This window comes from Sphingomonas sp. Leaf28 (assembly GCF_001421685.1).
GTDB lineage: Bacteria > Pseudomonadota > Alphaproteobacteria > Sphingomonadales > Sphingomonadaceae > Sphingomonas > Sphingomonas aurantiaca.
In genome coordinates this window covers 220,505-239,518 of sequence record NZ_LMKX01000001.1, presented here as the reverse complement: position 1 = coordinate 239,518, position 19,014 = coordinate 220,505, and the positions used below count along the sequence as shown (strand labels likewise).

Annotated in this window: 18 protein-coding genes; 8 read left to right on the top strand and 10 right to left on the bottom strand. The window is 64.3% G+C overall.

Annotation, left to right across the window (positions count from 1 at the left end; genetic code table 11):
• Positions 1-187: 187 nt before the first annotated feature.
• A complete protein-coding gene (locus tag ASE79_RS01125) occupies positions 188-820 on the top strand; it encodes a hypothetical protein (protein WP_156359479.1) in 633 nt (210 codons plus the stop codon).
• A gap of 175 nt (positions 821-995) precedes the next feature.
• Here ASE79_RS01125 and rpoD read toward each other — a convergent pair whose 3' ends face one another.
• From rpoD to ASE79_RS01105, 4 genes are all read right to left on the bottom strand, one after another.
• Positions 996-3,023, bottom strand: a complete 2,028-nt coding sequence (rpoD, locus tag ASE79_RS01120; protein ID WP_056411003.1) for an RNA polymerase sigma factor RpoD — start codon at positions 3,021-3,023, stop codon at positions 996-998.
• Entirely contained in the window at positions 3,023-4,885 is a 1,863-nt protein-coding gene (gene dnaG, locus ASE79_RS01115) for a DNA primase (RefSeq protein ID WP_056410999.1), read from the bottom strand. The genes rpoD and dnaG overlap by 1 nt, the downstream gene beginning before the upstream one ends.
• On the bottom strand, positions 4,876-5,355 hold the full coding sequence (locus ASE79_RS01110) for an endonuclease domain-containing protein (protein WP_082444991.1): 480 nt from the start codon (positions 5,353-5,355) through the stop codon (positions 4,876-4,878). Before ASE79_RS01110 ends, dnaG begins: the two co-directional genes overlap by 10 nt.
• Positions 5,356-5,417: 62 nt before the next feature.
• On the bottom strand, positions 5,418-5,870 hold the full coding sequence (locus ASE79_RS01105; RefSeq protein WP_056410996.1) for a GatB/YqeY domain-containing protein: 453 nt from the start codon (positions 5,868-5,870) through the stop codon (positions 5,418-5,420).
• A gap of 140 nt (positions 5,871-6,010) precedes the next feature.
• Between ASE79_RS01105 and carA the strand changes: the two genes are divergently transcribed.
• The 4 genes from carA (at position 6,011) to ASE79_RS01080 (ending at position 12,264) form a co-directional block, all read left to right on the top strand.
• Positions 6,011-7,252 carry a glutamine-hydrolyzing carbamoyl-phosphate synthase small subunit gene (gene carA, locus ASE79_RS01100; protein ID WP_056410994.1) on the top strand — a complete coding sequence of 414 codons (1,242 nt, stop codon included), beginning with the start codon at positions 6,011-6,013 and terminating at the stop codon, positions 7,250-7,252.
• A 456-nt stretch (positions 7,253-7,708) separates the two neighbouring features.
• The gene (gene carB / locus ASE79_RS01090; protein ID WP_056410988.1) at positions 7,709-11,056 is read left to right on the top strand and encodes a carbamoyl-phosphate synthase large subunit; all 3,348 of its coding nucleotides are present in this window, start codon (positions 7,709-7,711) and stop codon (positions 11,054-11,056) included.
• A 75-nt stretch (positions 11,057-11,131) separates the two neighbouring features.
• On the top strand, positions 11,132-11,608 hold the full coding sequence (gene greA / locus ASE79_RS01085; RefSeq protein ID WP_055878474.1) for a transcription elongation factor GreA: 477 nt from the start codon (positions 11,132-11,134) through the stop codon (positions 11,606-11,608).
• Positions 11,609-11,613: 5 nt separating this feature from the next.
• Positions 11,614-12,264 carry a rhomboid family intramembrane serine protease gene (locus tag ASE79_RS01080; RefSeq protein WP_056410984.1) on the top strand — a complete coding sequence of 217 codons (651 nt, stop codon included), beginning with the start codon at positions 11,614-11,616 and terminating at the stop codon, positions 12,262-12,264.
• A 162-nt stretch (positions 12,265-12,426) separates the two neighbouring features.
• Here the strand turns inward: ASE79_RS01080 and ASE79_RS01075 are convergent, their stop codons facing one another.
• The 5 genes from ASE79_RS01075 to ASE79_RS01055 form a co-directional block, all read right to left on the bottom strand.
• On the bottom strand, positions 12,427-12,657 hold the full coding sequence (locus ASE79_RS01075) for a DUF4170 domain-containing protein (protein ID WP_056410981.1): 231 nt from the start codon (positions 12,655-12,657) through the stop codon (positions 12,427-12,429).
• Between the two features lie 79 nt (positions 12,658-12,736).
• Positions 12,737-13,204: a hypothetical protein gene (locus tag ASE79_RS01070; protein ID WP_056410977.1), complete on the bottom strand. Its 468-nt coding sequence runs from the start codon at positions 13,202-13,204 to the stop codon at positions 12,737-12,739.
• A 69-nt stretch (positions 13,205-13,273) separates the two neighbouring features.
• The gene (locus ASE79_RS01065; RefSeq protein ID WP_056410974.1) at positions 13,274-13,546 is read right to left on the bottom strand and encodes a hypothetical protein; all 273 of its coding nucleotides are present in this window, start codon (positions 13,544-13,546) and stop codon (positions 13,274-13,276) included.
• Entirely contained in the window at positions 13,543-13,908 is a 366-nt protein-coding gene (locus tag ASE79_RS01060) for a phage holin family protein (protein WP_056410971.1), read from the bottom strand. Before ASE79_RS01060 ends, ASE79_RS01065 begins: the two co-directional genes overlap by 4 nt.
• 4 nt (positions 13,909-13,912) lie before the next feature.
• The gene (locus tag ASE79_RS01055; protein WP_056410968.1) at positions 13,913-14,407 is read right to left on the bottom strand and encodes a hypothetical protein; all 495 of its coding nucleotides are present in this window, start codon (positions 14,405-14,407) and stop codon (positions 13,913-13,915) included.
• A 199-nt stretch (positions 14,408-14,606) separates the two neighbouring features.
• Here ASE79_RS01055 and eno point away from each other — a divergent pair, with 199 nt between their 5' ends.
• Both eno and ASE79_RS01045 read left to right on the top strand, forming a co-directional pair.
• Positions 14,607-15,887 (top strand): phosphopyruvate hydratase, encoded by a 1,281-nt coding sequence (gene eno / locus ASE79_RS01050; RefSeq protein ID WP_056410964.1) that lies wholly within the window; start codon positions 14,607-14,609, stop codon positions 15,885-15,887.
• A 25-nt stretch (positions 15,888-15,912) separates the two neighbouring features.
• Complete coding sequence (locus ASE79_RS01045) at positions 15,913-16,239, top strand: FtsB family cell division protein (RefSeq protein WP_056410961.1); 327 nt, start codon at positions 15,913-15,915, stop codon at positions 16,237-16,239.
• A 43-nt stretch (positions 16,240-16,282) separates the two neighbouring features.
• Here the strand turns inward: ASE79_RS01045 and ASE79_RS01040 are convergent, their stop codons facing one another.
• Entirely contained in the window at positions 16,283-17,107 is an 825-nt protein-coding gene (locus ASE79_RS01040) for an alpha/beta fold hydrolase (RefSeq protein WP_056410958.1), read from the bottom strand.
• A gap of 126 nt (positions 17,108-17,233) precedes the next feature.
• Here ASE79_RS01040 and ASE79_RS01035 point away from each other — a divergent pair, with 126 nt between their 5' ends.
• Entirely contained in the window at positions 17,234-18,976 is a 1,743-nt protein-coding gene (locus tag ASE79_RS01035) for a DUF885 domain-containing protein (RefSeq protein WP_056410953.1), read from the top strand.
• Positions 18,977-19,014 lie beyond the last annotated feature (38 nt).

The window sequence follows — 19,014 nt, the reverse complement described above, 5'->3', positions numbered from 1 at the left end:
GGCGATCGCATTTAATCGGTCGCGGGACGCCTTGGCTTAAATTCGGCGGAATAGTAGCCGTTGCCTTGTAGTCCACTACGCCTGCCAAAGCCTATATGACGATCGGGAAAGTTTGTCCCCCAGCATATCCAATATCGTTGTCAAAGATTGGGAAAACGATCAAACCGTCAGCTTCGCGGCGCATCTCGTGGCTGAAAAAATGCATATCACGAAAGATGATATTGAGAGCAGGTTTCTGGAAATTGAAACGAAGCTATTAGAAGACTTCTATAGCTTTGTTCAAAGTTACAGCGGTGATTTATGGTTGCACTGGAATATGGTAAATATTCATTACGGCTTCGAGACACTCGCTCATCGATACTACGTTCTTACAGGTCGGAATGCGCCATCTATTGATATCGGCAACCGGATCAACATCGCCGCTATATTGTTTGGACTTTACGGGGAGAATTACGTCGGCACTCCTCATATGCAGAAGCTCATGGAGGTTAACGGCGGCATTCGTCGGGATTTCGTTCTGGGCAAAGATGAAGTTGAGCTATTTCGCCAGAAAGAGTACGCGCGGCTTCACGCGTCCACGGTATGCAAAGTCAAATTCTTCTCTGATGTTGTCGAACTGACGTTGGATAAGAAGCTAAAGACTACTAGGTCGACCACGTTGGTAAAAATGGAGCGCAGTGTTGATGGGGTTGCTGCTAAAACGGTTGGCTTGGCATCATCAGCATATGCAGTAATTGACATTGGCGGAAAGGCTATAGATTATCTTGCCCATCATGGATGGTTCAGCGTATTCGGTATCGCCGCGAATGCAGCAACATGAATGGGCGAAATCTGGCCCGTGATACGAAAGCTGTTAATGCGCGCTGAGCGCCACACGACTGATGTAATTGCTATTTATTGCCCAGAATGAGGGGTAGCAGTTATATTACCCTTATAAAAAAGACCGCGGTGTTTCCACCGCGGCCCTTTTTGTTCGATCAGAAATTCCGCAACCCTTACTGGTCGAGGAAGCTCCGCATTTTCCGGCTGCGCGACGGATGCTTCAGCTTGCGCAGCGCCTTCGCCTCGATCTGGCGGATGCGCTCGCGGGTCACCGAGAATTGCTGGCCGACCTCTTCCAACGTGTGATCGGTGTTCATGCCGATGCCGAAGCGCATGCGCAGCACGCGTTCTTCACGCGGGGTGAGGCTCGCCAGAACGCGCGTGACGGTTTCCTTGAGGTTCGCCTGGATCGCGGCGTCCACCGGGATGATCGCGTTCTTGTCCTCGATGAAGTCGCCGAGATGCGAATCCTCCTCGTCGCCGATCGGCGTTTCGAGGCTGATCGGCTCCTTGGCGATCTTCATCACCTTGCGGACCTTCTCGAGCGGCATGGAGAGGCGCTCGGCCATCTCCTCCGGGGTCGGCTCGCGGCCCTGCTCGTGGAGGAACTGGCGGCTGGTGCGGACCAGCTTGTTGATCGTCTCGATCATGTGGACCGGGATGCGGATCGTGCGGGCCTGGTCGGCGATCGAGCGGGTGATCGCCTGGCGGATCCACCAGGTGGCGTAGGTGCTGAACTTGTAGCCGCGGCGATACTCGAACTTGTCGACCGCCTTCATCAGCCCGATATTGCCCTCCTGGATGAGATCCAGGAACTGAAGACCGCGGTTCGTGTATTTCTTGGCGATCGAGATCACGAGACGCAGGTTCGCCTCGACCATCTCCTTCTTGGCGATACGCGCCTCGCGCTCGCCCTTCTGGACCATGTTGACGATCCGGCGGAACTCGGTGAGCGCCATGCCGGTCTGCTGCGTGATGTCGGCGATCTCGGCGCGGATGCGCTCGACCGCCTCGCTCTCGTTGGCGACGAACGCGGTCCACTTCTTGTCGACCTTGTTGACCGTCGCCAGCCAGTTCTCGTCGATCTCGTGCCCGATATAGCGATCGAGGAAGTCCTTGCGCGGCACCTTGTGGCGCTCGGCGAGGCGCAGCATCTGGCCGCCCAGCGCGGTCAGGCGACGGTTATAGGCATAGAGCTGATCGACGAGATATTCGATCTTGGCGTTGTGGAACTGGACGCTCTCGACCTCCGCCGTGAGTTCCTCGCGCAGCTTCTGGTATTTGCGCTCGTCGGCGGCGGAGAACTCGCCGCCGATGCCCATCGCGTCGACGCGGCTCTGCTGGATCTTGCTGAACTTCTTGTAGAGCGCGGTGATGTTGGCGAACCGCTCGAGCGCGATCGGTTTCAGCTGCTCTTCCATCTGCGCGAGGCTGAGGGTGTTGTCCTCCTCCTCGTCGTCCGACGCACGCGGCGTGCGGCGCTCGCCGTCCTCGTCCTCGTCGGCGGACGGCTCTTCGGGCTCGGCCTCTTCCTTGAACGAGGGGCCGGCGTTCTTTTCGCTGATCTCGCCGTCGTCGGCTTCGCCGTCCTCGGCCATCGCCTCGGGCGCGGGGTCCTTCGAGAGCATCGCGTCAAGATCCATGATCTCGCGCAGCTGCATCGTGCCCTCGTTGAGCGCGGTCGACCAGTCGATGATCGCGTTGAAGGTGATCGGCGATTCGCACAGGCCGAGGATCATGGTGTCGCGACCCGCCTCGATCCGCTTGGCGATGGCGATCTCGCCCTCGCGGCTGAGCAGTTCGACCGCGCCCATTTCGCGCAGGTACATGCGGACCGGATCGTCGGTGCGATCGACGGTCTCCTTCTTCTTCTCGATCGCGGGGCCGGTATCGGCATCCGCGTCGGTGCTCTCCGCCTCGTCCTCGTCGTCCTTGGCGGGTTCGGTCTCGCCGTCTTCGCCGGCTTCGTCGTTCTCGACGATGTTGATGCCCATCTCGCTCAGCGCGGCGCTGATGTCCTCGATCTGGTCGGACGACATCTCGCCCTGCGGCAGCGCTTCGTTGAGCTGCTCATAGGTGATGTAGCCGCGCTTCTTGGCGCGCGCGATGACCTTCTTGATCGACGCATCGTTCATGTCGATCAGCGGCGCATCGCCGGTTTCGTTCGTCTCGGCGGGTTCCGCCATGTTCGCCTTAGCCATCAATCGCCCTCGGTACCCAACGCTCGGGCGTCTTCGTTCGACTGTACAAGATTTGCAAGTCGGACTTCCAACGCCTGTTTCTCTCTTACCATAGCCACTTGTCGTTCGAACGCATCTTCGGTGAAGTGCGTCTGCATCGCCGCGGTCGCCTGTTTCAGCGCCGCGTCGACTTCCGGGCGTGCGACCATGATCGCGATCGCCTCGTCTAGGTCGGCGCGGACGCGGGCTGGATCGGCCGTGGTCTGCGTGAACGAGTAGGGCATCGTATCGGCTCTCAACAGGTCACTCGCGACTGAATTGAAACCGGACCTCGCCAATATGGTGAGAAGTCGCCCGCTATCAAGCTTCTGGTCCTCAAGTGCAACATCCACGACCGCTTCGAACAACCGGCCGAGCGCACCGTCGATGAGTTGCAGGGGGCCGAGCACCTCCATGTGCCGCGCGATCTCAACGGGATGGCGGATCAGACCGGCGAGGACGGCCTTGGCCAGCACGCGGTCGATTCCGGTCGCGAGAAACGCTTTTGCGTCCTCGGTGACGGCGGCGGCGGGGGGCTTCCAGCCGCCTTTGGGGCGTTCTCCGCGGGGGACGAAGGGCGCGCGGACGGGTTTGAAGTGCTTGTAGAAGCGGTCCTTGAACTCGGACTGGTATTCCTGCTTCACCGATGCGTCGGCGATGCCCTCGGCAAGCTCGTGCAGGCGGCGCTTGAGGCCGGCGCGCTGTTCGGGGGTGTCGAGTGCCTCGGCGGCGACTTCGGAGGCCCAGAGGCGCTCGACGAGCGGTTCGGGGGTCTTGAGCAGCGCCTCGAACGCGCCGGGGCCGCCCGAGCGGACGAGATCGTCGGGATCTTGGCCTTGCGGGAGCGTGACGAAGGCGAGGCTGCGGCCGGGGGCAAGCAGCGGGAGCGCGCGGTGGGCGGCTCTCAGCGCGGCCTTCTGGCCGGCGCCATCGCCGTCAAAGCAGAGGAGGGGGACGTCGACCATCCGCCACAGGCGTTCAAGCTGTGCCTCGGTGAGCGCAGTGCCGAGCGGGGCGACCGCTTCGCCGAACCCGGCCTGGGCGAGGGCGATGACGTCCATATAGCCTTCGACCACGAGGACGCGGCCCGATTTGCGCGAGGCGGGGGCGGCGCGATCGAGATTGTAGAGCGTGCGACCCTTGTCGAAGAGCGGGGTATCCGGGGAGTTCAAATACTTCGGCTCGCCGCCGTCGAGCACGCGGCCGCCGAACGCGATCGTCCGGCCGCGGGGGTCGCGGATCGGGATCATCAGGCGGCCGCGGAACCGGTCGTACGGGTCCTTGCCTTCGACGCTGATGAGCATGCCGGATTCGACGAGCAGCTGGTCGCCGTAGGTTTTCAGCGCGGCTTTCAGCTTGCCGCGGCTGTCGGGGGCGAACCCCATGCCGAACGCGCGGGCGGTCTCGGGCGTGATCCCGCGGCGGTCGAGCAGCGCGCGGGCGTCCGAGCCGGGGAGGCCGTGGAGTTGCTCGGTGAACCAGTCGGCGGCGTCGGCCATGACCTCGTGCAGGCCCTTGGCGCGTTCGGCTTTCGCGGCGGACTGGCGGTCCATCGCGGGCATGTCCATCCCGGCGGCCTGGGCGAGTTCCTTGACGGCATCCATGAACGGCAGGCCGCGCTGGTCGGTCATCCACTTGATCGCGTCGCCATGGGCGGAGCAGCCGAAGCAGTGGTAGAAGCCCTTGTCGTCGTTGACGTAGAAGCTGGGCGTCTTCTCGTTGTGGAACGGGCAGCAGCCCTTGTGCTCGCGACCCGCCTTGGTGAGCTTGGTGGTCTTGCCGACCAGCGCGGACAAGGAGGTGCGGCCGCGGAGTTCGTCGAGGAATTGTGGGGTCAGGGCCATGGGGTGGCTTTGGTGGGGGTGTTTGCGGCGATGCCCTCCCCCGACCCCTCCCGCGAGCGGGAGGGGAGGAGAAGAGTTGCGCTCGCCTCGGCTGCGACGGTGTCCCCCTTCCGCTTGCGGGAGGGGTTAGGGGAGGGGCGTTCCGCAAGGACGCGCGCGATCTCGGCCACCACGCCTTCCAGCCGCTCCAGCACGTCGTTGTTCCAGAACCGGATCACTCGGTAGCCTTGGTTTTCGATGAAGCGCGTCCTTCGCGCATCGTCGTCGGATTGCCAGTCATGCTGCCCGCCATCGACCTCGATCACGAGCTTTGTAGCGCGTGAGACGAAATCACAGATGAACGGGCCGATCGGGACCTGGCGATTGAACCTCGTGCCCGCCGTTCGGCGCGCGGCGAGATGTTGCCATAGCGCGCTTTCGGCGCGGGTGGGGGTGGCGCGGAGGGCTCGGATGCGGGTGCGTTGTTCCAATGCTCCGTCTCCTTTGTGGCGCTGCCCTCCCCCGACCCCTCCCGCAGGCGGGAGGGGAGTAGTTAGTTTAGCGCCGCCTTTACCAGCCCGCTCGCCTTGCTCATGTCGAGCTCGCTCGCGTGGCGGGCCTTCAGTTCGGCCATCACGCGGCCCATGTCCTTCATGCCGGTCGCGCCGAGTTCGTCCTTGATCTTGAGGATCGCCGCGGTCGTTTCCGCCTCGTTCAGCTGCGCAGGCAGGAAGCGTTCGATCACGGCGACCTCGGCCGACTCCGCGTCGGCGAGTTCCTGCCGGCCGCCGTTCGAAAACATCTCGATCGACTCGCGGCGCTGCTTGACCATCTTCTGGAGCACCTCGACCACCAGCGCGTCGTCGCTCTCGGGGGCCTTGCCGGTGCGCGCTTCGATGTCGCGGTTCTTGATCGCGGCCTGGATCAACGAGATAGCGTTGCGGCTCTGCTTGTCGCCGGCCTTCATGGCGGTCAGCTGCGCAGCCTTGATGTCGTCGCGAATCATGTACTGGTCTTTCAGGCGGTTCGGGATAGCGCGACGGGATAGCGCGTCCGCCGCCCGTTTAACAGATTGACGCTGCGGCACGCCGGCCTTAGCGGACACCACTTAGCGACATCGTCAACGTAAAGAGAGTGCCCAGCCTGATGGCCGACGCCCAGCCTACACCCATGTCTTCGGCAAAGCCTGCCGGCGCCACCGGCGTGCTCGTCCTCGCCAATGGCGACGTGATCTGGGGTCGCGGGTTCGGCGCTGAGGGCCAGGCGGTCGGCGAAGTGTGCTTCCACACCGCGATGACCGGCTATCAGGAGGTGCTGACCGATCCGTCCTTCGCCGGGCAGATGATCTGCTTCACCTTCCCGCATATCGGCAACGTCGGTGCGAACCCCGACGATATCGAGGCGGACGACCCGCACGCGCTCGGCATCATCGTCCGCGAGGACGTGACCGAGCCATCGAGCTTCCGCGCAGTCGAGGGGCTCGATGGCTGGATGAAGCGGCATGCGCGGATCGGCCTGTCGGGGATCGACACGCGCGCGCTGACGCGGCGGATCCGCGTGGTGGGGGCGCCCAATGGGGTGATCGCGCATTCGGCGAACGGCGAGTTCGACGTGGCCGCGCTGCTGGCGATGGCGCAGGGCTGGCCGGGGCTGGAGGGCATGGACCTCGCCAAGGACGTCTCGACCGAGATGCATTATGGCTGGGGCGAGGATGCGCCTGGCGGCACGTGGCGGCTTGGGTTCGGCTATGGGGCTTCGCAGGCGGAGGGCGGCGAACCTGCTCCCCTCCCGCTTGCGGRAGGGGAGCAGAAGGCCCGCCCCCATGTCGTCGCGATCGATTACGGCTCGAAGCGCAACATCTTCCGCAACCTCGTCGCGGCCGGCGCGAAGGTGTCCGTCGTGCCCGCCACCGCGAGCTTCGAGCAGGTGATGGCGCTCGCCCCCGACGGCATCTTCCTGTCGAACGGCCCCGGCGATCCCGCCGCGACCGGCGAATACGCGGTGCCGGTCATCCGCCAGTTGCTGGAGACGGGCAAGCCGCTGTTCGGCATCTGCCTCGGCCACCAGCTGCTCGGCCTCGCGGTCGGCGCGACCACGACCAAGATGTTCCAAGGCCACCGCGGCGCCAACCATCCGGTCAAGCGGCTCTCCGACGGTGCAGTCGAGATCACCAGCATGAACCATGGCTTCGCGGTCGAGCGCGACAGCCTGCCGGCCAACGTCCGCGAGACGCATGTGTCGCTGTTCGACGGGTCGAATGCGGGGCTGGAGCTGACCGACAAGCCGGCCTTCTCGGTGCAGTATCATCCGGAAGCGAGCCCGGGGCCGCAGGATAGCCTGTATCTGTTCGAGCGGTTCGTGGGGTCGCTGGGCAGTAGGAATGTATGAGAAAGGTCACCTCCCGCGTTTTCTGGGGTGCTTAATGCCTCTCGCGGGGGCGCTTATGGTTGTTACGTGTACCTTCCGAGATTTCTTTGACGCGAGTTCGAACCAATCAGCCTCGGAATGCGAGACGATGATGGTGAATCCGGTAATGAGCAAGGTCGCTGAACTGCCAGATGACACCATCCTCAGGTCGAAGTCTGTGATCGTTGAGCATGAGTTACGGGGTAACCGAGAACAAACGGAGCCGCTGGCTACGTACCTTCGTGCACATGGCAAAGCCGTCAGGGTTGATACCTTAGAGGTCGGGACGAATCTGGTAATTCGGGATCGAGTACAGTCGTTTCGTAAATTAGCTGCCATGCGCTTGAAGGCGTTGTGTAATTTTGCCGCCGCGAACCACCTGAACTACGATAGCTGGTGGGTGTCCGGTGACCGATACTCTCATTACGTGAGCCAATAATGCCAAAACGCACCGACATCTCATCGATCCTCGTCATCGGCGCAGGACCCATCGTCATCGGCCAGGCGTGCGAGTTCGATTATTCGGGCACGCAGGCGATCAAGGCGTTGAAGGAGGAGGGCTATCGTATCGTCCTCGTCAATTCGAACCCCGCCACGATCATGACCGATCCCGAGCTGGCCGACGCGACCTATGTCGAGCCGATCACCCCCGCGGTCGTCGCCAAGATCATCGAGAAGGAGATCGCCGAGCATGGTGGTTCCTGGGCGATCCTGCCGACGATGGGCGGGCAGACCGCGCTGAACACCGCGCTCGCGCTGTTCCATGACGGCACGCTGGAGAAGTTCGGCGTGACGATGATCGGTGCGGATGCCGATGCGATCGACATGGCGGAGGATCGGCTGAAGTTCCGCGACGCGATGGACCGGATCGGCCTCGAGAGCGCGCGCTCGGTGATCGCACATACTGTCGAGGAAGCACTCGAAGGCCTTGAGAAGACGGGGCTTCCCTCGATCATCCGGCCGAGCTTCACGATGGGCGGCTCTGGCGGCGGGATCGCGTATAACCGCGAGGAGTTCATCGCGATCGTCCGCAACGGGCTCGATTTGTCGCCGACCACCGAGGTGCTGATCGAGGAATCGCTGCTCGGCTGGAAAGAGTATGAGATGGAGGTGGTGCGCGATCGCAACGACAACGCGATCATCATCTGCTCGATCGAGAATGTCGATCCGATGGGCGTCCATACCGGCGACTCGATCACGGTCGCGCCGGCGCTGACGCTGACCGACAAGGAATACCAGATCATGCGCAACGCATCGATCGCGGTGTTGCGCGAGATCGGTGTCGAAACAGGCGGTTCGAACGTACAGTTCGCAGTGAATCCGAAGGACGGCCGGCTGATCGTCATCGAGATGAACCCGCGCGTGTCGCGCTCGTCCGCGCTCGCGTCGAAGGCGACGGGCTTCCCGATCGCCAAGGTCGCGGCCAAGCTCGCGGTCGGCTACACGCTCGACGAGATCGAGAACGATATTACCGGCGCGACTCCCGCGAGCTTCGAGCCGACGATCGATTACGTCGTCACCAAGATTCCGCGGTTCGCGTTCGAGAAGTTCAAGGGCGCGTCGAGCACGCTGGGCACCGCGATGAAGTCGGTCGGCGAGGTGATGGCGATCGGTCGCAACATCCATGAATCGATGCAGAAGGCGTTGCGCGGGCTCGAGACGGGGCTGAGCGGTTTCAACCAGGTCGATCATCTGGTCGGCGCGCCGCGCGCGGAGATCGAGGCGGCGCTCGCGCTTGCGACGCCCGACCGGCTGCTGGTCGCGGCGCAGGCGTTGCGCGAAGGCTTCACCGTCGCCGAGGTGCATGCGATCGCGAAGTATGATCCGTGGTTCCTGGAGCGGATCGCCGAGATCATCGCGGCCGAGGCTGAGGTGATGAAGGACGGGCTGCCGATCGACGCGACGGGGATGCGCCGTCTGAAGAGCATGGGGTTCAGCGACAAGCGGCTTGCGTGGCTGGCGCTGCAATCGGTCAATCTGCGCGGCATGAACCGCGGGATCGCGCGCAGCTCGGGGCTGATCCACGAGGTCGTCAAGGCGATGACCGGTGGCGTGACCGAAGAGGAGGTGCGCGCGCACCGCGTGAAGCTGGGCGTGCGGCCGGTGTTCAAGCGGATCGATACGTGCGCGGCCGAGTTCGATGCCAAGACGCCGTATATGTACTCGACCTACGAGGCGCCGAGCTTCGGTGAGCCCGAGAACGAGTCCGAGCCGACCGATCGCAAGAAGATCGTGATCCTCGGCGGCGGGCCGAACCGGATCGGGCAGGGGATCGAGTTCGATTATTGCTGCTGCCATGCGTGCTTCGCGCTCGCCGATGCGGGCTATGAGACGATCATGGTCAACTGCAACCCGGAGACCGTGTCGACCGATTACGACACCAGCGACCGGCTGTATTTCGAGCCGTTGACCGCCGAGGACGTGCTGGAGATCCTGCATGTCGAGCAGCAGAACGGGACGCTGGTGGGCGTGATCGTGCAGTTTGGCGGGCAGACCCCGCTGAACCTCGCGCGCGCCTTGGAAGCCGCCGGGATCCCGATCCTGGGGACGACGCCGGATGCGATCGATCTGGCGGAGGACCGCGAGCGGTTCGCGGCGCTGATCACCAAGCTCGGGCTGCGCCAGCCTGCCAATGGGCTTGCGCGCAGCCGTGACGAGGCGGTCGCGGCGGCCGAGCGGATCGGCTATCCGGTGCTGATGCGGCCGAGCTATGTGCTCGGCGGGCGGGCGATGGAGATCGTCGATACGCTGGGGCAGCTCGAACATTATATCGCGACCGCGGTGCAGGTGTCGGGCGACTCGCCGGTGCTGATCGACCAGTATCTGCGCGATGCGATCGAGGTCGATGTCGATGCGATCTGCGACGGGACCGACGTCGTCGTCGCGGGCGTGTTGCAGCATATCGAGGAGGCGGGGGTCCATTCGGGCGATAGCGCCTGCTCGATCCCGCCTTATTCGCTGTCCGCGGAGATCATCGCCGAGATCGAACGGCAGACGGTGGCGCTTGCGCATGCGCTGTCGGTCGTCGGCCTGATGAACATCCAGTTCGCGGTGAAGGACGGGCTGGTCTACCTCATCGAGGTGAACCCGCGCGCGTCGCGCACCGTGCCGTTCGTCGCCAAGGCGATCGGTGCGCCGATCGCCAAGATCGCCGCGCGCGTGATGGCGGGCGAGCAGCTGAAGGACCTTCCCAAGATCGACCGGCATATCGACTATTATGCGGTGAAGGAGGCGGTGTTCCCCTTCAACAAGTTCCCCGGCGTCGATCCGGTCCTGTCACCCGAAATGAAGTCCACCGGCGAAGTCATGGGAATCGATCCCGATTTCACGATCGCGTTCGCCAAGGCACAGCTCGGGGCGGGGACGATCCTGCCGACCAAGGGTAACGTCTTCGTCAGCGTCAAGGACGGCGACAAGGCGATGATCGTCGAGGCGGTGAAGGCCTTGGTCGATACCGGCTTTGCGATCGTCGCGACCGGCGGCACTGCCGATCACCTCGCGCGCGCGGGTCTTCCGGTGGAGAAGGTCAACAAGGTCGCGCAAGGCCGGCCGCATATCGTCGACCGCATCAAGGACGGCGATATCGCGCTGATCTTCAACACGACGGAAGGGTGGCAGAGCCTGAAGGACTCGCAGCCGATCCGTGCGTCGGCGCTCGGGCAGCGCATTCCGTACTTCACGACCGCGCCCGCTTCGCTCGAGGCGGCCAAGGCGATCGCCAAGCTTTCGACGCACAGCCTTGAAGTACGGCCCTTGCAATCCTATTATTCGCAGTCGCACAACTGATCCCGACATGAGCGTGATGTGTGGGCGGGGCTGGTACAGGGCCCCGCGCGGGGAAATGGATTTGGGGACGAGATAATGGCGACCGTCGAAAAGATGCCGATGCTTCAGGAAGGCTATGAGACGCTGACCGCGGATCTCAAGCGCCTGAAGGCCGAACGTCCGACGATCGTCGACGCGATCGAAGAGGCGCGCGCGCATGGCGATCTGAGCGAGAACGCGGAATATCACGCCGCGAAGGAGCGCCAGGGCCAGGTCGAGGCATCGATCTCCGACATCGAGGACAAGCTCTCGCGCGCGCAGATCATCGATCCGAAGGACCTGTCGGGCGACAAGGTCGTGTTCGGTGCGACGGTGACGTTGCTCGACGAGAACGACAAGCCGATCAAATATCAGATCGTCGGCCAGACCGAGGCGAACGCCAAGACCGGCCGCATCTCGTACAACTCGCCGCTGGGCCGCGGGCTGATCGGGCGCAAGCTCGACGAAGAGGTCGAGGTCACGGTGCCCGCCGGCGAGCGCTACTACGTCGTCTCCAAGATCGAGTTCATCTGAACCCCATGCGTTTTTTCGAGACGCGGGCGACGGCGATCATCACGATCGTGACGGTCATCGTCTCGGGATTTCTAGTACTGAGCGGGTCGCTCCCGTACTGGGCGGTGAACGCAGGGTTTATCCCGTTGCGGATGACCGAGGTCGGTATTCCGAGCGATCATATGTTCGTGATCCCCGCCTGGGCGACGCCGCTGACCGCGACGTTGATCCATGGCGGCTGGGCCCACATCGCGCTGAACCTCGTGATGCTGGTCTATTGCGGGCAGTTCGTCGAGCGCGCGCTGGGGACGGTCGGGTTGGTCGTGCTGTATGTTCTGGGCGCGTATGCGGCGGCGGCGGGGCACTGGGCGTTTGGGCCCGAATCCGTTTCGCCGATGATCGGCGCCAGCGGTGCGATCTCGGCAGTCGTTGGCGCTTATGCGCTGCTCTATGGCGAGCGCCGCGCCAAGGCGATCGGGCCGGTGCCGGCTGGCGTCGTGCATGTCGTCTGGCTTGCGGCCGCCTGGATCGGGATCCAGTTGCTGATGGGGCTGGCCGGGTTTGGTTCGTCGGTTGGCGCCAACGGGCCGATCGCGATCGGCGCGCATATTGGCGGGTTCCTGGCGGGGCTGGTTTTGGCTCGGCCGCTACTGCTTTGGCGGTACCGGCAGGCCTGAGCGTTCAGGCGCGGGCGCCGTTTGCCCCGATACGCTCGTCATCCTGACGAACGTCAGGACCCAGGATTACAGGCGATGCCGCTCTTGGCTCTGGGTCCTGACTTTCGTCAGGATGACGGGGGGAGGGGTGGTCACGCGTGCGTCGATCGCACGATTCGGGTTTTACGCGGCAGTCTGGCCGGGCAGCGTTGGCTCGAGCATGCGCTGCAGCGGCACGACCACGAACTTCATCTCGGCATCGTCCACCGTGCGCTGCGCTGCAGCACGCCAGGCCTTTTCGGCGGTCGCATAGTCGGGGAAGACGCCGACGAATTCGATCCGGTTCAGATCGTTGAAATCCAGGGTGCGCGGGTCGCTGACGCGGCCGCCGAATACGAGGTGGAGCTTGCTCATGCGCTGCTTGTCCTTGGGAGGGAGGTTGCAGGTGCCCTAGCGTGTTCGACCCGCGCTTTGAACCCTTTGCCGGTGTCTTTTAGACAGCCGGCTTCTGCGAAACGGCCTTCGCACCTGCGGTACCCGCGGTGGTCAGTGCCTTGACGATGCCGTCGAGCAACCCGCGTGCCTGGCCGCGCGCATTGTCCTTGGTGAGCCCGAGTTCGCCCAGTTCGGACTGGCCCGCAGCCTTGGCAGCGGCGGTCGCAGCGACGACGGTCTCGCTCAGACGCTTGCCGACGGGTGCGAGCAATTCCTTCTCACGCGCCGAGCGCGGGATGAGCGCACCGGCGATCGCGCCGACGGCGAGGCCGCCGACGAGGATGCCGAGGGGGTTCGATTCGAGATTGTTGACGACGCGCTTGGTCTTCTCGCGCGAGACTTCGAGGACCTCGGAGGCCTTGTCGCCAGCGTCGTGATACACCTTCGACGCGGTCTCGCGTACGGTGTCGAGACCTTCGCGGACGCGGTTTTCGGTGTCGTGAATGGTGGTCTTTGCGTCGGTCATGGGACGGTCCTTCTAATGGCAAGCTGCTCGTCTTTAAACGCGAGCCGGGACTTCATGGTTTCAAGGCTTTCAGCGGCCGCGGCGAAACAGGCCGACGATCCGGTGACGGGCGAGGAACAGCCCGGCGACCGCGGCAAAGCCCGCGGTCGGGCCGGGATTTCGCCGCACTGTCTCGACACCCGCGGTCAGGGCGGCGGTGCCGACATCGGCGACATCGCGGCTGGCGTTGAGCGCGAGCTTCCGGGGATTGAGCCGATCCTGCAACTGCCCGAGCGTCATCATGACGCGCTGGCGGGCAAGGGCGGACTCGATCTCTGCGGCGGCGACTTTGGCGGATGTCATGATACGGGCTCGCTCTTGGTCTGAAGCTTCGACTTGCCGATCATCGCGAGGATGCCGGCCAAAGCCAGCACCGCCACGACGACGATCGCGGTCGACCATCCAGGCCCCATCACGGTTGCCAGCGTCAAGATCGCACCGACCAGCAGTGCGATCAGCGCGGCCAGCGCCAACACGCCGGCGACGGCGAAGAACATCGCCGCCGACTTGTACGCGCCCGCCGTCTCACCGAACTTCGCCTTGTAGACTGCCACTTCGGCAGTCGCGAGGCTGCGCGTTTCGCTCGCCAGACGGCTGACGATCGCGGACAGGCTCTCCTCCTCGCCGGTCAGCGTCGCCGGCTCGGACAGGATCGGCTTGGTCAAGGCCTCAGACCTTCGGGTTCGCGTCGACACCCGACTGCACCAGTCGCGCGACGACGAACCCGATGGCAGCAGCTGCGCCGACTGCGATCGCGGGCGACTTGCGGACGAGTTCGCGTGCGTCGTCGAACAGCTCGTCAATATCCTTCGCCTTCACCTGATCGGCAAAGCCGGACACGCTGTCGGCCGCGTTGCGCGCATAGCCGCCATATTGCGACCCGAGCTTTTCGTCGACCTGGCCAGCGGCGTCGGTCAGCAGTTGGGCGATCTGCTCGAGTGCGCCGCTTGCACGCGCCTTGCCGTCCTCGGCGAAGGTGCGCGCCTTGTCGGCGGCCTGTGCGCCGTACTTGCTGGCGCCGTCCTTGATCGCCTGCTTGGCATCCGTGGTCTTGCCCGACAGGGTATTGGCCTCGGACTCGACGGTCTTGGCGAGCTCGTTGCCGACCTGGGTCGTGGTCGTTTTCAGGTCGTTGACGGTATCGTTTACGCTGGAGTCGGCCATGACGGTCCCTTTCAGAATTGTTACGCCCTCAACACCGCCGTCGAAGCGGGGTTCCCGATTCGTCGCGCGATTGCACGACACTGTCCCGGGCCGGACGCCGGGCCCGGCTGTGGGGCAGTCGCGCGATTGCCCGGAATGGCGCGAGGCGATAGAGGCAGCGCGAACGACCCCGCCCCGGGATTTGTAGGAGCATCGTTACGTGACCGCAATCATCGACCTTCATGCACGCCAGATCCTCGACAGCCGGGGCAATCCCACGGTCGAAGTCGACGTTCTTCTCGAAGACGGCAGCTTTGGTCGTGCGGCGGTGCCGTCGGGCGCCTCGACCGGCGCACATGAGGCAGTCGAGCGTCGCGATGGCGACAAGACCCGCTGGGGCGGCAAGGGCGTCGACGGCGCGGTCGACGCGGTCAACGACGAGATCACCGACACCGTGCTCGGCATGGACGCGGAGGACCAGTCGGACCTCGACCGTGCGATGATCGAGCTCGACGGGACCGAGAACAAGGGCCGGCTGGGCGCGAACGCGATCCTCGGCGTCAGCCTCGCGGTCGCCAAGGCCGCGGCCGAAGCGCGCGGCCTGCCGCTGTACCGCTATATCGGTGGCGTGCAGGCGCATCTGCTGCCGGTGCCGATGATGAACATTATCAACGGCGGCGAGCATGCCGACAACCCAATCGATTTCCAGGAATTCATGATCGTGCCGGTCGGCGCGTCGAACATCCTCGAGGCGGTGCGCTGCGGCTCGGAGATCTTCCACACGCTCAAGAAGGGCCTGAGCGAGAAGGGCCTGTCGACCAGCGTCGGCGACGAGGGCGGTTTCGCGCCGAACATCGGCAGCACGACCGAGGCGCTCGACTTCATCATGTCGAGCATCGAGAAGGCCGGCTACACGCCCGGCGAGGACGTGATGCTCGCGCTCGATTGCGCCGCGACTGAGTTCTACAAGAACGGCAAGTACGACATTTCGGGCGAGGGCAAGATCCTCGAGAGCGCCGAGATGGCTGAATATCTTGGCGACCTGACGCGCCGCTATCCGATCTTCTCGATCGAGGACGGCATGGGCGAGGACGATTGGGAGGGCTGGAAGACGCTCACCGACCTGATCGGCGACAAGGTGCAGCTGGTCGGCGACGATCTGTTCGTGACCAATCCGAAGCGTCTCAAGCGCGGCATCGACGGCGGCTATGCGAATTCGCTGCTGGTGAAGGTGAACCAGATCGGCACGCTGACCGAGACTTTGGAAGCCGTATCGATGGCGCAGCGCGCCAAGTACACCGCGGTGATGTCGCATCGCTCGGGCGAGACCGAGGATTCGACGATCGCCGACCTCGCGGTCGCGACCAACTGCGGCCAGATCAAGACGGGCAGCCTGGCGCGGTCGGACCGGTTGGCCAAGTACAACCAGCTGATCCGCATCGAGGAAGAGCTGGGCGACGCGGCGCGCTACGCGGGCCGCGACATCCTGATCGGCGGCTGATACGCTCACTCCCGCGGAGGACGACATGGCACGCGTGACGACGAAGACCAGCAAGCTGCGGAAGACGATGCGCAAGGCTGCCTGGCCTGCGCTGGGGCTGACGCTGATGGCCTTTTTCGGCGCGTATGCCGTGCTCGGCCCGAACGGGATGTTTGCGTATGGCGATTACAAGCGCCAGCTGGCGAAGCGCGAGCAGGACTATGCCGCGCTCGATCGCCGGCGCGAGGTGTTGAAGAACCGGGTGGCGTTGCTCAACCCGGATCACGCGAACCCCGATATGGTCGACGAGATGGTCCGCAAGGAACTGAACGTCGCGCATCCGGACGAGGTTATCGTCCCGCTGGGGAACTAAACGTCCCGTCATCCTGACTTCCGTCAGGATGACGGGAGGCGAATTACCGACCCAGGAACGTCAGCAGGTCGTTCGTGAAGCGGTCGCTCTCCGTGATCGTCAGGCCGTGCGGCGCGCCGTCATATTCGACGAGCTGCGAGCCCGCGATACCCTTTGCCGCGGCGCGGCCGGTGGCGTCGATCGGCACGGTCTTGTCACTCGTGCCGTGAACCACCAGCGTGGGCACGCGGAACGCCGCCAGGTCGCCGCGGAAGTCGGTGTGGCCGAACGCTTCTGCACAGCGCAGCGTCGGATGGAGCCCTGCCTGCATCGCCAGGCCCCAGGCCCAGTCGACGACCTCGTCGCTGACCGGCGAGGTGATGAACCCGACGCCGAGGAATTGCTGGAGGAAGGTCTTGAAGAAGGCCGGGCGATCGTCTTCGATCCCCGCGCCGATCCCGGCCAGCGTCTCTTCGTCGACGCCATCGGGATTGTCGTCGGTCTTGAGCATGTACGGCACGACCGACGAGATCAGCCCCGCGGCGACCACGCCCTTGCCGTCGTAGCGGCTCATGTAGCGCGCGATTTCGCCGCCACCCATCGAGAAGCCGACGATCGTCGCGTCGGTGTTCGCGCCGGTGGCTTCCATCACGTCGGCCAGATCGTCGGTGAGCGTGTCATAGTCGTAACCGCTCCAGGGCTGGCCCGAGCGGCCGAACCCGCGGCGGTCATAGGCGATCGCGCGGAAGCCGGCCTGCGCGAGCGCCATAGCCTGCGCGTCCCAGCTGTCGGCGTTGAGCGGCCAGCCATGGGTGAGGATGACCGGGCGTCCAGTGCCCCAGTCCTTGACGTAAATATCTGTACCGTCGCGCGTTTTTACATAGGGCATCGCTATTCTCCGGTCTGTTCTGGCAGATGCAAGGTCAACGGCTCACCGCGAGGGCCGTTCCGCACGCTGGCGTACCGAGCCGTCGACTGGCAGCATGGCGCCGGACGACTCAGAATTGGAGACAGGATGCGGATCGGACTTCTGACGACGGCGATGGGCGCGGCGCTCGCGCTCAGCGCGTGTGGGCCCGCGCAGACCACGTCTAATACGCAGGCGGTTGCGCCTGCACCGACGCCGGTCGCGGCAAGCGACTGGGCCGGGTTCCGCGACGGCTTTATCGACGGCTGGTTCAAGATCGATCCGGCGAACGCGGTCTATCAGGGGAAGCACGACTATGACGGTGGGCTCGGCGACTGGAGTGCCGCGGGGCTGAAGCGGCAGGCCGACTTCCTGCATAGCGTGATCGACAAGGCGGGGGCGTTCAAGGAGCTGAAGCCGACCGAGGCGTTCGAGCGCGACTATCTGGTGCAGGTCGCCAAGGGCAAGCTGTTCTGGCTGGAGGACGCGGATCAGCCGCATCGCAACCCGGCCTGGTATGTCAGCGCCGGCCTCGATCCGAACGTCTATATCGCGCGCAACTATGCCGATGCGCCGACCCGGATGAAGGCGCTGACCGCGTTCCTGCAGAAGATCCCGGCGGCGACGGGCAACATCAAGGCGAACCTCAAGACGCCGATGCCGCTGAGCTTCGTCAATTATGGCGCTGCGGCGTTCAACGGCTTTGCGGACTATTATACGGGCGACGCGGTGAAGGCGTTCGCGAGCGTCAAGGATGACGCGGCGCAGAAGCAGCTGAGCGATGCGGCGCAGGCGGCGTCGAAGGCGATGCGCGATCTGGGTACGTGGACCGAAGGGCAGCGCGCGACCGCGACGCAGGATTTCGCGCTCGGGGCCGACAAGTTCGCGCGGATGGTGTCGATGACCGAGGGCGTCGATACGCCGCTCGACCAGCTCGAGGCGGCGGGTGTCGCCGATCTGAAGCGCAACCAGGCGGCGCTCGCGCAGGCGTGCGGCGTGTTCGCCAAGGGACAGACGATCCTCGCGTGCATGGACAAGATGAACGCGAACAAGCCGGTCGGTGGCCCGGTCGCGGAGGCGCGGCGGCAGATCCCGAGCTTGCGCAAGTTCGTGGTCGATCACGACCTGCTGACGATCCCGGGGACCGAGCAGGCGCTGGTCGAGGAATCACCGCCCTATAACCGGCAGAACTCGGCGTATATCGATCCACCCGGACCGTTCGAGACGGGCGTGCCGTCGATCTACTATATCTCGCCGCCCGATCCGAGCTGGACCAAGGCGGTGCAGGACGCGTTCGTGCCCGGCAAGAACGACCTGCTGTTCACCTCGGTGCACGAGGTCATGCCGGGGCATTTCGTCCAGTTCCTGCACGCGAACCGGTCGCCGTCGCTCTTCGGGCGGCTGTTTGTCGGCTATGCGTTTGCCGAAGGCTGGGCGCATTATGCCGAGGAGATGATGTGGGAGGCGGGGCTCAACAACGGGGACCCGGAGACGCATGTCGGGCAGATCTCGAACGCGTTGCTGCGCGATTGCCGGTATCTGTCGGCGATCCGCATGCATGCCAAGGGGATGACGCAGGAGCAGTCGTTCCGGATGTTCGTCGACGAATGCTATCAGGACGAGGGCAATGCGCGGCAGCAAGCGGCGCGCGGGACGTATGATCCGGCGTATCTGAACTACACGATGGGCAAGCTGATGATCCGCAAGCTGCGCGCCGACTGGACCGCGAGCCGGGGTGGGCGCAAGGCGTGGAAGGCGTTTCACGACCAGTTACTGAGCTATGGCGGCCCGCCGATCCCGCTGGTCCGCAAGGCGATGATGGGGGAGGCGAAGGCCAGCGCTGCTTTCTGATTGGTGCTTGCACCACCCCGGCGAAGGCCGGGGCCCAA

What these genes read in the sequence shown, in the direction of transcription:
- rpoD (WP_056411003.1), bottom strand. Translation starts at nt 3,023, where the DNA reads ATGGCTAAGGCGAACATGGCGGAACCCGCCGAGACGAACGAAACCGGC.
- dnaG (WP_056410999.1), bottom strand. Translation starts at nt 4,885, where the DNA reads ATGGCCCTGACCCCACAATTCCTCGACGAACTCCGCGGCCGCACCTCC.
- ASE79_RS01105 (WP_056410996.1), bottom strand. Translation starts at nt 5,870, where the DNA reads ATGATTCGCGACGACATCAAGGCTGCGCAGCTGACCGCCATGAAGGCC.
- carB (WP_056410988.1), top strand. Translation starts at nt 7,709, where the DNA reads ATGCCAAAACGCACCGACATCTCATCGATCCTCGTCATCGGCGCAGGA.
- greA (WP_055878474.1), top strand. Translation starts at nt 11,132, where the DNA reads ATGGCGACCGTCGAAAAGATGCCGATGCTTCAGGAAGGCTATGAGACG.
- ASE79_RS01080 (WP_056410984.1), top strand. Translation starts at nt 11,614, where the DNA reads ATGCGTTTTTTCGAGACGCGGGCGACGGCGATCATCACGATCGTGACG.
- ASE79_RS01075 (WP_056410981.1), bottom strand. Translation starts at nt 12,657, where the DNA reads ATGAGCAAGCTCCACCTCGTATTCGGCGGCCGCGTCAGCGACCCGCGC.
- ASE79_RS01070 (WP_056410977.1), bottom strand. Translation starts at nt 13,204, where the DNA reads ATGACCGACGCAAAGACCACCATTCACGACACCGAAAACCGCGTCCGC.
- ASE79_RS01065 (WP_056410974.1), bottom strand. Translation starts at nt 13,546, where the DNA reads ATGACATCCGCCAAAGTCGCCGCCGCAGAGATCGAGTCCGCCCTTGCC.
- ASE79_RS01055 (WP_056410968.1), bottom strand. Translation starts at nt 14,407, where the DNA reads ATGGCCGACTCCAGCGTAAACGATACCGTCAACGACCTGAAAACGACC.
- ASE79_RS01045 (WP_056410961.1), top strand. Translation starts at nt 15,913, where the DNA reads ATGGCACGCGTGACGACGAAGACCAGCAAGCTGCGGAAGACGATGCGC.
- ASE79_RS01040 (WP_056410958.1), bottom strand. Translation starts at nt 17,107, where the DNA reads ATGCCCTATGTAAAAACGCGCGACGGTACAGATATTTACGTCAAGGAC.
- ASE79_RS01035 (WP_056410953.1), top strand. Translation starts at nt 17,234, where the DNA reads ATGCGGATCGGACTTCTGACGACGGCGATGGGCGCGGCGCTCGCGCTC.